The following is a 15,287-nucleotide window of genomic DNA, read 5'->3' on the forward strand; positions in this document are numbered from 1 at the left end:
TAAATTAGATTAACCCGTTTGCGGAATTAGAAGCTGTCCGGCATCCTGCCAGAGCCGTACCAAAAAGGGTTCAAATACCTATTTGCTCCGTACCATCTCCGGATAGAGGTACTTCTAACCGAATTTACTACGGAGTTGGTACGGGCCAAGTACTGTCCAACCCCGATCTTGGTCTCTATTAGGGTATAGGAAATAAACCATTAATTCCGCCAACGGGTTAGATTAATAATACTGTAAAGGTACACACCTTCCGAAAGCCTGCCAAAGATCACAGTTACAGATACTTTCATACATATTACGAGTTAAAAGAATAAGGCTGTGTTACATCAGTTAAAGTCCATGATACACCCCTAATACAGAATGCAACATCAGTTAATCTTTCTGCAATAGCAACATATTTATTACTATTATTATATTTTATACTTTTGCTTTAGAAATTAAAAAGGTTCTTATCATTATTTATTAATCTTAAAAACGAACAAAGTTATGAAAAGTATGTATGACAATAGTTAACCTCACTTTATGACATCAGAGAAAACATAGTTATTAACTATCTTAAACTAATGGTAATGAAAAATGTAAAAAAGAAAATTCAAAGGATTCCTTACTTGTTTCTTTTGATGCTTTTCAGCTGTCTGACAGCTTCGGCACAACAAGGAATCACAGTGAAAGGAACAGTCTTAGACGACAATGGAGAGACTATTATTGGAGCCTCGGTAGTTGTAAAAGGTAATAATTCAATAGGTACGATCTCAGATATAGACGGCTATTTTGTGTTGACTGTGCCCAATGAGAAATCTGTTCTTGTTGTTTCATTTGTAGGTATGGAGGCACAGGAAGTAAAGGCTACCAAAGGAATAATCAGAGTGATTCTGAAAGATGACACACAGCTACTGGACGAAGTAGTCGTAGTAGGTTATGGACAGCAAAAAAAAGCATCGGTAGTGGGAGCTATCACACAGACTTCCGGAAAGACGCTTGAACGAGCCGGAGTAAATAATTTAGGAGCCGCCTTAACGGGTAATCTTCCTGGTGTAATCACTTCCAGTTCTACCGGTATGCCCGGTGCAGAAGACCCCAAAATCATTATCCGCACACAGAGTTCATGGAACAACAGTGAACCCTTGGTGTTGGTAGACGGTATCGAGCGTGAAATGAGTTCTGTAGATATCTCCTCCGTGGAAAACATTTCGGTATTAAAGGATGCATCAGCCACTGCCGTTTATGGTGTGAAAGGTGCTAATGGTGTAATTCTCATTACTACCAAACGTGGTAAGGAAGGAAAGGCCAATGTACAGATCAAGGCTAATATGACGGCTAAAGTAGTATCGAAGCTCCCTGAAAAATATGACGCTTACGATACATTTTATCTAATGAATAATTCCATTGAGCGCGAAGCTGCTCTCAATCCTGCCGGATGGGCCAACTATACACCGGCAGCCATCATTGACAAGTATCGTCATCCGGCCAACGCTGAAGAGTGGGATCGCTATCCCAACGTAGATTGGGAGAAGGAACTCTTCAAAAAAGTAGCCATGTCCTACAATACCAGTGTCAACGTATCGGGCGGTACAAAAGTAGTGAATTACTTTGCAGCTGTGGATTTCGTGAATGAAGGAGACTTATTCAAAAGCTTCGAAAACGGACGTGGCTACAACTCCGGCTTCGGCTATAACCGCATCAATGTGCGCAGCAACCTGGATTTCCATTTGACTAAAACCACCAAATTCTCTACTAACTTGTTCGGATCGAATGCACAACGCCAGCTACCTTGGAATATGGGAGACAACGACACCGGTTTCTGGAACTCAGCTTATAAGTCCGCTCCCGATGCCATGCGTCCCATCTATTCCAATGGCATGTGGGGTTGGTATGCCCCACGCGATGCCGATGTGCCCAACTCGGCCTACAGTTTAGCAGTTGGTGGTAAAGAAAAACGAACTACCACTAAAATGACTACTGACTTTATCCTGGAACAAGATTTGACTATGTTGACCAAAGGACTTAGATTCAAGGCTAATTTTTCTATGGATTATACATTTGTAGAGAATAACCGTGGACTCAATGACATGTATAACGATGCACAACGCCTATGGGTAAATTCCGACACTGGTGAATATGTTTACAAATTTGATCCTGATACAGGTACTGGGCTTGACAAAGTTATCAACCCTATTTATTGGTCACAACAATCAGGTAGTGCAAATATGGGATCCACCTATCGCAAACTTTACTACTCTATGCAATTAGACTATGCCCGCACTTTTGGGAAGCACGAAGTAACCGCTCTCGGTCTTTTCAGCCGATTAAAAGAGGCACGTGGCAGTATGTTCCCTATTTATCGAGAAGACTGGGTATTCCGTTTGACTTATAATTATGCCATGCGTTATTTCTTTGAAGCAAACGGTGCTTATAATGGTTCCGAAAAATTTGGTCCGGATTATCGTTTTGCTTTCTTCCCTTCTCTTTCAATCGGTTGGATGATTAGTGAAGAAAAATTCATGAAAAATCTTAAATTCATAGACATGTTGAAAATCCGAGGTTCATGGGGACGTATTGGCGACGACAATGTCGGTGGTCGTTTTTTATACAAGGATCAATTAAGTAATGGAGGTAACACTGTTATGGGGAGCATCAATCCTGACAATTCTCCTTATACTTTCTGGAAAACTTCTTCACTGGGTAACCCGAATATTTCTTGGGAGACAGTAGAGAAACGCAATATTGGTTTGGATTACGCTTTCTTCAACGGACTAATAGCAGGTTCGGTAGATATATTTAACGATGTCCGCACAGACATTATAGTTGATGGTGGTAGCCGTGCTATTCCTTCCTATTTCGGTGCAACAGCCCCTAAAGCTAATTTAGGTAAAGTCAATAGCCATGGTTACGAATTGGAACTGCGATTGAACCATATTTTCAACAATGGTTTGCGTGCTTGGTTAAACACCAGTATGACTCATGCCATCAATGAAATCAAGTTCAGGGATGACGCTCCTTTGCTGCCTGCTTATCAGAAAGGGGTCGGACATACCATCAATCAAGTCTATTCATACATAGACCATGGTAATTTGGGCACTTGGGACGATGTGATAGGCAGCAGTACTTGGACAACCGGAAATGATATGAAATTACCGGGTGACTACAACATCATCGACTTTAATGGCGACGGCATAGTTAATATTGACGACCGTGCTCCTTATCAGTATGCCAGCACGCCACAGAATACCTACAATGCCTCTCTCGGTTTTGAATGGAAAGGATTCAGTTGCTTCGCCCAATTCTATGGCGTAACCAATGTGACCCGTGAAGTTAATTTTCCGACATTCCGTTCCACAGCCCACGTAGCATATGCAGAAGGTGCATACTGGACACCGGGAGGTAATGCCACCCTCCCCACTCCACGCTGGGGAACTACTGTTGACCCAGCCGCTACCGGAACACGCTACTGGTACGACGGTGCTTACCTTCGCCTGAAGAATGTTGAAGTATCCTATACTTTCAAGAACAATTGGCTGAAGAAGATAGGCGTCAATTCCTGCCGTCTCTACTTAAACGGCGATAATCTCTATATGTGGACCGACATGCCGGATGACCGTGAAGCCAACTACGGTACAGGCTCTTCGGACGGTGCCTACCCAACGGTACGTCGCTTTAATCTTGGTATCGATATAACCTTATAATAACGAAGAGATGAATATGAATAAATATATCAACAAACTAATTGTGATGTCAGCCATAACAATGACTGGCATAATGGGGATGACCTCATGTACCGACTATTTGGACAAAGCACCGGAAAGCGACTATCAGGAAAACGACCCCTACAAAAATTTTAAAAATTTCCAGGGTTTCACTGAAGAACTTTATAACTGCATCCCGGTAGTTTCCAATAACAAAGATGCCGGACATACTTGCTTCAACTATGGTGAAGAAGAATATTGGGAACCACAGGAATTGCGTATGCAAGCTCGCAGTGTAGACAACGGTGACTTTTGGGGTTGGACAACTACTTACTATGGTTACCCGAACAATCAAGGAGCCGCAGGTTCAGGAAACCGAACTGACAAAGGTCACTTATGGGCCAACTCTTGGTATGCTATCCGTAAAGCCAACATCGGCATCGCCAATCTTAACAATCTGATAGGTGCCACCGAGGAAGAACGCAACCTCATAGAAGGACAACTTTACTTCTTCCGTGCATGGTTTCACTTTATGCTGATGGAATGGTGGGGTGGTATGCCCTATATCGATGAAGTGTTACCTTCGGACGTGACCCCCACATTGGTTCGTCTCAGTTGGCAAGAGTGTGCGGAAAAATGTGTTGCTGACTTTGAACATGCAGCAAGCTTGCTTCCTGTAGACTGGGATGCAACCACCGCCGGTAAAGCAACATTAGGCAAGAACAATATGCGCATCAATCGTATTATGGCTTTGGCCTATAAAGGCAAGGCTCTACTCTGGGCAGGAAGCCCGTTGATGAACTGGGTTTCCGGAGGTTCAAAGGAATACAACACAGAGTTGTGTAAACGGGCTGCCGATGCTTTCGGACAGGCACTTGCCCTTACCGAATCAACCAACCGTTATGAACTGGCTGACTTTTCCGAATACAACGATATTTTCCTTTTACACAACTCCAGCGGCAAACTGAATGGAGTAAAGGAATCCATCTTTATGGAGAATATCAAGGATTATAGTTTTCGCTGGCGCTGGAATATGGTTAATGATTTCCGACCACAATCCATTGAGTCTTCGGGTATCAAAAGCTATCCCACAGCCAACTACGTGAATTACTATGGCATGCAGAACGGTTATCCGATTAATGATATGACAAAAGCAGATGCAGAATCGGGTTATGACCCTACACATCCTTGGAAAAATCGTGATCCGCGTTTCTACAAGACCATTATGTTCGATGGTGTGAAATGGAGAAATACCGGTGGTGCAGGTGGAACGGCAGAATTGTTCACCGGAGGCCGGGAGAGCGAAGAGGCGAACGAAAAGAAAGGTTGTTTCACTGCTTATATGAATAGCAAACTTTGTCCGCAATTAATGAACACATTTGATGGTTACAAAGAAAACAACATTATGATTCTCAGCCTTATGCGTCTGGCAGACGTTTATTTGATGTATGCCGAAGCTACAGCTGTAGGCTACAATAGTCCGAAAGGCAAAGCCGCAACTTACTCACTTACAGCCGAAGAAGCTTTGAACAAGATTCGCGAGCGTGCAGGGGTAGCTCCTGTACTCGAAAAGTTTCTAGGCAGCACCGCTGACTTCCTGAGCGAATTACGCCGCGAACGTGCCGTAGAGCTGTCCTTCGAAGGTTTCCGTTTTACCGACCTTCGCCGCTGGATGCTTCTCACCCAATATCCTTACACACTGAAGACCAAGATTGAATTCGACCGTGCCGATCCTAATAACTATAATTATGACGCACCGGAAGAAAATGCTATCAAAAACTTGCGTGAAGTAGTATTGATTGAGCGTAAATATACCGACAGGCACTATTGGTATCCGCTCCCTAAAAAGGATGTTAGCATGTATGAAGGGTTCTACCAGAATCCCGGATGGTAATCTTGACGTATTAACTAATAATGACGCAAAAAAATGAATAGAAAGTTTATATATATTGGCTGTACTGTTTTCGCTATGTCTCTGTTCCATGCAGGGAGTATTCAGGCGCAAGAAGAAAACAAAGATAGCCTGGTGAATGTGGCTTTCGGTACGGTTGCCCAGAAAGATTTGACACATGCCATTTCTACGGTCAACACGTCCGAACTGACTAAAAAGGTAAATAGCTCCAGCAGCTTAGTTGGTCTGGAAAGCCTAATAGGTGGATACACCGGCAGCATATGGGGACAAGAAGCGCTTATCCTAGTGGATGGAGTACCTCGCAGCGCAAGCAATGTACGCGCTTCGGAAGTCGAGAATATTTCGGTAATGAAAGATGCCGCCGCCGTAGTTCTTTATGGTAGCCGCGCAGCAAAAGGCGTTATTCTTATCACCACCAAACGAGGTAAAAATGAACCGATGCATATCGACGTGCGGGGCAATGCAGGTATCAATATTCCCAAGTCTTATCCAAAATATTTGGATTCGGACTGCTACATGACCCTTTACAACGAGGCTTGCCGCAATGACGGTTTATCGGAGAAATACAATACATCAGATATTTATAACACCGCCATGGGAGCCAATCCTTATCGGTATCCGAACATTGACTTCTATAGTTCGGATTACTTGCGAAAGGCATACTATAACGCCGACATGACCGGTGAAGTATATGGAGGTAATGAACGCACACATTATTATCTGAACTTCGGTATGGATTATAGCAACGACTTGCTGAAATATGGTGAATCAAAGAATGCCTACAATATGCGTTTCAATGTGCGCGGTAACGTGGATATGACACTTGCTTCATGGCTAAAGGCTACTACGAATGCAGCAATTGTCTATACGAATCAGTATGCAGGTCGCGGAAACTTTTGGGGAGTCGCATCCACTTTGCGTCCCAACTGGTTTGCTCCGTTATTACCCATTGACATGATGGATACCAATGTCTCTCAAATACAGGAATATATCGCCAACAGTAATCACCTGATTGACGGCAAATATCTGCTTGGAGGAACATCGTCCGACATGACCAATCCTTTTGCCGATCTTCTGGCTGCCGGATATGTCAAGGAAAAGGCACGCATGTTTATGTTCGATGTCAGCCTTGCCGCTGATCTGGGCTCTCTTTTGAAAGGTCTGACATTTAAGACTTCCTATAGCGTAGACTATACTTCCTACTATTCGGAAGCTTTCAAAGAAACCTATGCTGTTTACGAACCTACCTGGGCTCAAGTGAACGGAAAAGACATGATTGTCGCATTGAAAAAACACAATGAAGACAAAAAAGATCCGAACGAATATATCGGCAAGTCCACCTACGACCAGACAATGACGTTCAGTGCACAGTTTGACTATGCCCGTACTTTTGAAAAATTCCACAACGTAGCGGCTACATTTATGGGCTGGGGTTACCAGACTCAGAAATCTGCCGATGAAAACCATGAAAGCAGTGATTATCACCGCACCAGCAATGTAAACTTAGGCTTACGCGCATCTTATAACTATAATCACAAGTATTACATTGACTTTAACGGTGCTGTAATCCATTCAGCCAAGTTACCCGAAGGCAAACGCAACGCTTTCTCCCCGGCAGTCACTTTAGGATGGAGAATCAGCAAAGAGAAGTTTATGGAAAACGTGGATTTCATAAATGACTTGAAAGTTACCGCTTCTTATGCCAAACTGCATCAAGATCTCGACATCTCCAATTATTACTTGTATAAAGGTACTTTCTCCAAAGAAGGTTACTATGTACAATGGCATGATGGCACTGCTGGCGGCTGGACTCCGGTTTCCAAACGCGGTGACAATCCTAATCTAGACTTCATTACACGCAAGGAATTCCGTGCTGGTATTGATGCAACATTATTCAATCGCCTGCTAAGATTGAACGCCAACTACTTCAAGCAAGATACAAAGGGACTGCTTACTCAAGGTGCATCTTTTATTCATCCTGCATACTTCGCTTTAGGCAGCAACTCCTCCTTCATGCCTTGGATCAATTACAACGAGGACAGACGTAGTGGTTTTGATTTCTCGCTGAGTGCCAACAAAAAATTCGGTGACTTTAATGTAACACTTGGATTCAACGGTATGGTATACTCTTCTGAAGCTCTAAGACGTGATGAACTTTATGATGAAGATTATCAGTTCCGTAAAGGCCGCGCACTTGATGCCTCTTACGGCTATGTATGTGAAGGGTTCTTCCAAGATCAGACAGACATCGATAACCATGCCCGACAGACATTTGGTACGGTAAAACCCGGTGACCTGAAATATAAGGACATCAACGAGGATGGCGTAATCGATAACAAAGACCAAATTGAATTAGGAAAGAATGGTTGGGCCGCCCCTCCTTTCTCTTTCGGATTGAACCTAACCGTAAAATGGAAGAATTTTTCATTGTTTGCCATGGGATCGGGACAGACTGGAGCAATAGACTACAAAAGTAGCTCTTACTATTGGAACCGCGGCACAAGCAAGTTTTCAGAAATAGTATGGGGTCGCTGGACTGAGGAGACCAAAGATGTGGCCACCTACCCGCGCCTGACAACAACCAATGGAGACAATAACTACCGCAACTCCACTTTCTGGATGTACAAGCGTAACTATTTCCGCTTGAATCAAGCGCAGTTAACATATGACTTCCCCGAAAATACTTTCAAAGGAACATTTATTCGTGGTTTAAGTGTTTATTGCGGAGGCAACAACCTGCTTACCATCTCTAAAGAGCGAAAACATCTGGAGCTGAGTACCGGTTCTCCCCAATGCCGTAACTTCTATGCAGGTTTCAAGGCTGCATTCTGATTTTATTGATTAATAAAGAAGAAGATTATGAAAAAGAAAATTATACCTTTTATAATAGGTGCCCTGATGCTCACTGGTTGTGATGACTTATTTTCACCGGCCATCGAAAACTTTCAAGGCGTGGAAAACATGCATAATGACGCCGAATACGCACGGGGAATACTGCACAATGTATACAGTTTAATTCCGGGCTATTACGACAACAGCGAATATGGCACGGATGACGCCGTAACCAATCAGCCAAGTAACGTGTATCTGCAAATGGCTACCGGTGCCTGGACCTCAAGTTCGTATAATCCGCAGAATCAATGGACCAACTCTTATGGTGCCATTCAGTACATCAACCTCTTTCTGGCGAATGTGGAAGGCGTAAAATGGTCGGATGATGAAGAATTAAACAAACTATTCGCACAACGCCTCATCGGCGAAGCCTACGGACTCCGTGGCATGTTCTATTTCTACCTGCTTCGCGCCCATGCCGGTTTCGGTGCAAACGGCGAACTGCTTGGTGTACCCATATTTACGGAACCTCAAACTGTAGAATCGAACTTCAACCAGCCTCGCGCTTCATTTCAGGCTTGTGTAGAACAAATCTACAATGACCTTTCCGAAGCAGAAAGAAGGCTTCCTTATGAATATGAAGATGTTTCGGGAAGCGTTCCTACAGACTTCCAAAATCTCACAACAGATGTCGGAAAATACAACACTGTTATGGGTGCAAAAGCACGTCAGTTGTATAATGGAATCATAGCCCGCGCTTTCCGCGCACGCACAGCCATACTGGCCGCCAGTCCTCTTTTCGAGGATGCTGCCAATGCCGCCACATGGGCAGATGCAGCCAATGCCGCCGCTGCTGTGATAGACTATAAAGGAGGCATATCAGGATTAGCCTCCGATGGAGTGGAATATTACTCTCCTACCATTGTAAATACCATTCAGGACGGTGCCAATCCGAATGAAATCTTATGGAGAGGTAACAAAGGTAGTGGTGATAACGACCAGGAATCACAAAATTTCCCACCAAGTTTATATGGAAATGGTTATATGAATCCGTCACAGAATCTGGTGGATGCATTTCCTATGAGCAATGGATACCCTATCAGTGACGTAACAGCCAGCGGATACGATGCCAACAATCCTTATGCGGGACGCGACCCCCGTTTAGGCAAATACATCTTTTACAATGGAAGTACAATCAGTGAGAAGAGTATAACAATCAACATCAATGAAGGAAATCAGGATGGTGTTAACGTAACTGAAAACCGTTCGACTCGAACAGGTTATTACATGAGAAAACGCTTGCGCATGGATGTGAACTGTAATCCGGCATCCATTTCCAAACAGCCGCATTATACTCCCCGCATCCGCTATACAGAAATGTACCTGATTTATGCTGAGGCTGCCAATGAAGCTTGGGGACCGAAAAATGCCAATGGAAAAGGCTTCTCCGCTTACGATATAATCAAAGCCATCCGGAAACGTGCCGGAGTAGGCGGTGCCGATGATGCCTATCTGGAAGCATGTGCTGCCAGCAAAGAACAAATGCGTGAACTGATCCGCAATGAACGTCGATTGGAACTTTGCTTCGAAGGATTTCGTTTCTGGGATCTCCGTCGATGGAAAGCAAACCTGAACGAATCGGTATATGGCATCAACTGGAGCGGTAACAGCTATCAGAAGATAACCGTAGAAGAACGTTCGTATGAAGACTATATGTACTGTTGCCCTATCCCCAACTCTGAGATACTGAAGTACAGCAACCTTATCCAGAATAGAGGATGGAAATAAGCAATAATTGTGAACACTATTAATAAAAATGATATGAAAAAGAAATTAGCATATATCGGACTGGCTTCATTACTCTTGTCTTTCACAGCATGTGAAAGTTCAGACAATGAATTTCCCGACTTCGATTATCAAACTGTATATTTTGCCAGCCAATATGGCTTACGTACCATTGAATTAGGTGAGGATGAGTTCCTTGACAATTCTTTGGATAATCAGCACAAAGTATCCATCAAGGCTGCCTGGGGTGGCGGCTACACTAATCGTAAAAATGTGATTATTGATACCCAAGTAGATGAGTCACTTTGCGAGAACCTGTACTTCAAAGGTAGTGACATTCCTGTTACTCCTATGCCATCTTCTTATTATACATTGGCTGCCAACCGGATCAATATTCCCAAGGGTGAAGTTATGGGCGGTGTGGAAGTGCAATTCAACGATGCATTTTTCGCTGACAAGAGGTCTCTTGGCAATTACTATGTGATTCCGTTGAAGATGACGGGTGTGCAAGGCGCGGACTCCATTCTTCAGGGTAAAGCCGCTGTGCAAAATCCCATATTGACGAATAGCGGTGACTGGAGCATACAGCCCAAAAACTTCATATTGTATGCGGTGAAGTATGTCAATCCTTGGCATGGCGAATACCTGCGTCGTGGAGTGGATCAAGCTATCATAAATGGAGTCTCATCACAATTAGTGCGCCATCAGCAATATGTAGAGAAAGATGAAAAAGTAAAGATCACAACCGAAAGTTTGAAAGATAACATCTTATCATTATCAACAAAAGATGCACAGGGCAATCTTTTCAATTACAACCTCAGCATGACTTTTGCAGAAGACGGCAGTTGCACAATAGGTAGTACCTCTGATGACTTCACTATCTCAGGTACCGGCAAATTCGTAAAAAAGGGTGAAAAGAATAGCCTTGGCGGCAAAGATCGTGACGCTATCTACCTGGACTATACAGTCGACTTCAAGACCAAGAACATGCAGTATGCCACCAAGGATACATTGGTGTTGAGTAGCCGTGCCGTACAAGGCGGTAAATCATTCGAAATAGAAATAAGATAAGTATTATCTGGTATAAACGTTAAAAACCAAAGAACATGAAATACTTTAATCATAAGATAATCGGTATTGCCATGATATGTATAACGGTTATGGCATGCACCGATGAATACAATTGTAACCTTCAGGTAGAAAAACCTGAAGAAGTGGCCAATAGTGAATACTTGGCCAGCTTTGATTTGCTGAAATCGTATATTACCCGCGATGCCGGTTCACCGTTTAAGCTTACGGCAAACATGTCTTCAACAGACTTTTTAAAGAAAGACATTGCTTACAGTACCATTCTGAGCAACTTTGACGGTATAGATGTCGGTGGTTCTTTCACACCCATCAGTTCATTGAAAGAAGACAATTCCTACGATTTTGGTGGAATGCAACTTTTGTCCGATGCCATCAAAGGAACGGACATAACACTTTATGGTGGTACGCTCTGTTCCAACCAAGGACAACGCACCGCTTACTATAATGAACTGATACAGCCTATTATTATCCCCTTCGTACCCGAAAAAGGTAAAACTGTGATTTGCGACTTCGAGAATGATGAAATCGGTACAGTTTACGGTATGACCGGAGGAAGTCAGGCTGTAGTAGAAAATGATCCGGATGGAAAGAGCGGTAAAGCCCTCCATGTAGGTACCGACGATAACAAGGCCGCCTATTCACATCCTAAGTTCAACGTCAAGTTACCGGAAGGCCGAAAACTGGGCGACTACGTCAATCTGACCATTGATATGCGTATTGTGAATCAAGACGGGTTATGGGGTGCAGGTATGAGAGTCTTTATTAACGGACAAGAATTTAACGTAGGCACAAATGCCCAAGGAATCGGTTGTAATTCCAACTCCTGGAATCGCGGAGCAGTCATCAGCTTGAATAGTGCTACAGCTCCAGGCTTCATATTGCCGGAAAGCTTGAAGAGTCTTACAGAGTTTGAGTTGGCTGTCGGTTCGGCTTCGGGAGGCGCACAATATTTTCTTGACAATATTGTGATGAATTATGAAGTCTCTGCCACCGGTGTTACTAAAATCGACTTCGAAAAAGATGAACTGGGCAAAGAATATCCGATGACCAATGGCAACTCTTCAGTTGTAGAGAATGACCCTCAAGGTCAAAGTGGGAAAGTGTTACATGTAGGATCTGCAGGAAATCTGGCATCTTATACTTATCCTAAGTTCAAAATTAAATTGCAAGAGAGCAGAACCTTGGGTGATTATACCGGACTATCTCTCGATATGTTTTTAATTGATGGTAAAGGCGGCTGGGGTTCCGGCATGAGAGTGGTAATTAATGGACAAGAGTTCAACTGTGGCCAAGGACCGTTCAACTTCGGTTGTGAAGCTAACAAATGGGGACGAGGCAAAATTTATATCACATTCCTGAAAGAAGGTGAAACTGCGGGAGGTGGAAAGATCGCTATTCCCAATTCCATGAAGGATCTGACCGAAATAGAGCTGGCCGTAGGTTCAGGCTCGGGCGAGTGGCATGCTTACATCGATAATATCAACCTCCATTGGAAAGCCGATGATACCATCATCGAAAAAACTCCCGAAGAGAAAAAAGACATCTTTACGGAAGAGATGAATAAATGGATCGGTGGTATAGTAAATGCCGGTGGTGAATCTGTAAAAGTATGGAATATTGTAGGTGAACCACTTGACAAGACCATAGATGCCAACACCTTCAACTGGGGTGAATACTTGGGCGAAGTAGAATATGCACGCACAGCCGTAAAACAAGCTCGTGACACAGCGAAAGTTGATCTCAACCTCTTCGTCAGCAATACATTCAATCAATCTGATGAGATGGGACAGAAAGCCGATGAATTGATTGCATTGGTAAAATCCTGGGAAGCAGATGATGTAACCCGTATTGACGGATACAACATCCTTCTTCATGCGGTTTATTCCAAAGATGCCACTTCCCAGAAAGCCAATGAAGAGATGATTTCCGAATTGTTCGGCAAGCTGGCACAGACCGATAAACTGATACGTGTATCCGACCTCAGCATGATGGTGGAAGATGCAGAGGGTAAATTCATCCAGACCGGTAAACTGACTGATGATGAACGGAGTGCCGCCGCCAACTATATGGCTTTCATCATGAAAGAATATCGGAAAACTATTGCGTCAGACAAACAATATGGTATATCCATTTCAAGTATTACCGAAACCAATACCGGTGACAAGATTTGCCCCTGGACTTCGAAATACAATCGAAATGGAATGTATGAAGGAATAGTTGAAGGATTGAAATAACCCGAAGTATAATGAAACAACTTATTAGAACTTTATGCATTTTTCTGATGGGAATGTCATGTTGGGCATGCTCTGATAATAATAATGCGGAGACTGATGATAACGGGAAGGGCGCATATGCGCTCTTCCTAAAAAAGTCAATTACAGTGAGTGCCGGTGAAAATCAGACGGAGATAGTTGTAGAATGGGCAAAAACTTCCTGGGAGATAACCTTCGAACAGGGAGATATTGTAAAAAGTATAACTCCGATGTCGGGTGGAAGTAATGATGGAGAAAAACAGTATACAAAAATTAAAGTGATTTGTAATGCTAACACTTCGATGAAACAGCGTACACAAACTATCCACATTACTGACAAAGCCAACAAACAGACTGCTGATTTACTGATAGAACAGGAACCGGCGTTCAAGTCTGTTACACTCAATATTGACCCTACAGTGAAATATCAGCCGATAGCAGGATTCGGTGGAATGTATAATCCTAAAATTTGGTGTGGCGGAAACCTCATTTCTGCCCGGCAATTAAACCAAATGTATGGTGAAGGCGGATTGGGCTATTCTATCCTTCGCCTGATGGTTTATCCCAACGAATCTGATTGGAATGCTGATGTCGAAGCGGCTAAAGCGGCACAGGCCAATGGAGCAATAGTTTTTGCATGTCCGTGGGACTGTACAGATGCTCTCTCCGAGCAAATTAAGGTGAACGGCAAAGAAGTAAAACATCTCAAAAAAGAGAACTATGAGGCATACGCCGACCATCTTATCCGTTATATCAATTTCATGAAGCAGAATGGAGTAGACCTTTATGCCATATCTGTTCAGAATGAACCGGACATGGACTTTACTTACTGGACTCCCCAAGAAGTAGTGGATTTTGTGAAGCAATACGGCGCCAAAATCCGTGAAACCGGAGTCAGACTGATGTCTCCCGAAGCATGCGGTACGCAGCCCGAATACACGGATCCGATAATCAACGATGCCGGAGCATTTGCACAGACCGATATTATTGCCGGACACCTTTATCAAGGTTTTACAGACTTGGATAATGGATACGTCAAAAATCGTCACGATTACATCTGCGGTCTCTATCCCCGCATCCAAGGAAAGACGTGGTGGATGACGGAACACCTCTTTAATGACGGAGAAAAATCAGATGATCCGTCAGCATGGGAATTCCAAAAGTGGCAATACTGTCTCAACCATCTTGGCAAAGAAATCCACATGTGCATGGAAGGCTATTGCAGTGCATACATATACTGGTATTTAAAGCGCTTTTATGGATTAATGGGCGATAACGACAAACGCAGCCCGGTGGATGAAGGTGAAATAGCTAAGAATGGTTACATCATGGCCCATTACGCACAGTATGCCACAGGTACTACCCGCATTAAAGCTGTCACGAATAATACAGGGATATGTGCCACAGCCTACATCAATGAGGCAGGAAATGAAGTAACGGTTGTATTGCTGAATTTCACCGAAGCCACCCAGTGTGTAGAAATACCATTGGCAGGAACGAAGCGTGCAAGTGCCGTTGAAACAAATGAAAATAAAAATATGGAAGTTATCAGTACTGAGATACCGGAATCCGGTGAAGGTGTATATGTTCTGTTGTCTGGTAACAGCATAACCTCTATCCGGTTGACTTTGTAATTGCATGAAGTGATATGGAGTCACTCAAGTAATTCATATTCTCCCAAAATGGCAAGTGTTGCCAAAGCAAAATAAAAAATTGCTTTGCGCAACACTTTTT

The 15,287-nt window shown here is 43.4% G+C and carries 7 protein-coding genes; all 7 read left to right on the plus strand.

What is annotated here, in order from left to right; all coding sequences use genetic code 11:
* The first annotated feature begins 563 nt into the window (after nt 1-563).
* From BACINT_RS13160 to BACINT_RS13190, 7 genes are read left to right on the plus strand one after another with little or no spacing between them, the layout of a single operon-like run.
* A complete protein-coding gene (locus BACINT_RS13160) occupies nt 564-3,683 on the plus strand; it encodes a SusC/RagA family TonB-linked outer membrane protein (protein WP_007663894.1) in 3,120 nt (1,039 codons plus the stop codon).
* 16 nt (nt 3,684-3,699) lie between these two features.
* Nucleotides 3,700-5,577, plus strand: coding sequence for a RagB/SusD family nutrient uptake outer membrane protein (locus tag BACINT_RS13165; RefSeq protein ID WP_044155242.1), 1,878 nt, complete (start codon nt 3,700-3,702; stop codon nt 5,575-5,577).
* A 33-nt stretch (nt 5,578-5,610) separates the two neighbouring features.
* Nucleotides 5,611-8,427, plus strand: a complete 2,817-nt coding sequence (locus tag BACINT_RS13170) for a SusC/RagA family TonB-linked outer membrane protein (RefSeq protein ID WP_007663896.1) — start codon at nt 5,611-5,613, stop codon at nt 8,425-8,427.
* Between the two features lie 27 nt (nt 8,428-8,454).
* A complete protein-coding gene (locus tag BACINT_RS13175; protein ID WP_007663897.1) occupies nt 8,455-10,215 on the plus strand; it encodes a RagB/SusD family nutrient uptake outer membrane protein in 1,761 nt (586 codons plus the stop codon).
* A gap of 33 nt (nt 10,216-10,248) precedes the next feature.
* Nucleotides 10,249-11,283 (plus strand): DUF5627 domain-containing protein, encoded by a 1,035-nt coding sequence (locus BACINT_RS13180; RefSeq protein WP_044155037.1) that lies wholly within the window; start codon nt 10,249-10,251, stop codon nt 11,281-11,283.
* A 35-nt stretch (nt 11,284-11,318) separates the two neighbouring features.
* Nucleotides 11,319-13,535 carry an endo-1,4-beta-xylanase gene (locus BACINT_RS13185; RefSeq protein WP_007663899.1) on the plus strand — a complete coding sequence of 739 codons (2,217 nt, stop codon included), beginning with the start codon at nt 11,319-11,321 and terminating at the stop codon, nt 13,533-13,535.
* 11 nt (nt 13,536-13,546) lie between these two features.
* On the plus strand, nt 13,547-15,187 hold the full coding sequence (locus BACINT_RS13190; RefSeq protein ID WP_007663900.1) for a glycosyl hydrolase: 1,641 nt from the start codon (nt 13,547-13,549) through the stop codon (nt 15,185-15,187).
* Nucleotides 15,188-15,287 lie beyond the last annotated feature (100 nt).

Origin of the sequence: Bacteroides intestinalis DSM 17393, assembly GCF_000172175.1 — a bacterium.
Lineage (GTDB): Bacteria > Bacteroidota > Bacteroidia > Bacteroidales > Bacteroidaceae > Bacteroides > Bacteroides intestinalis.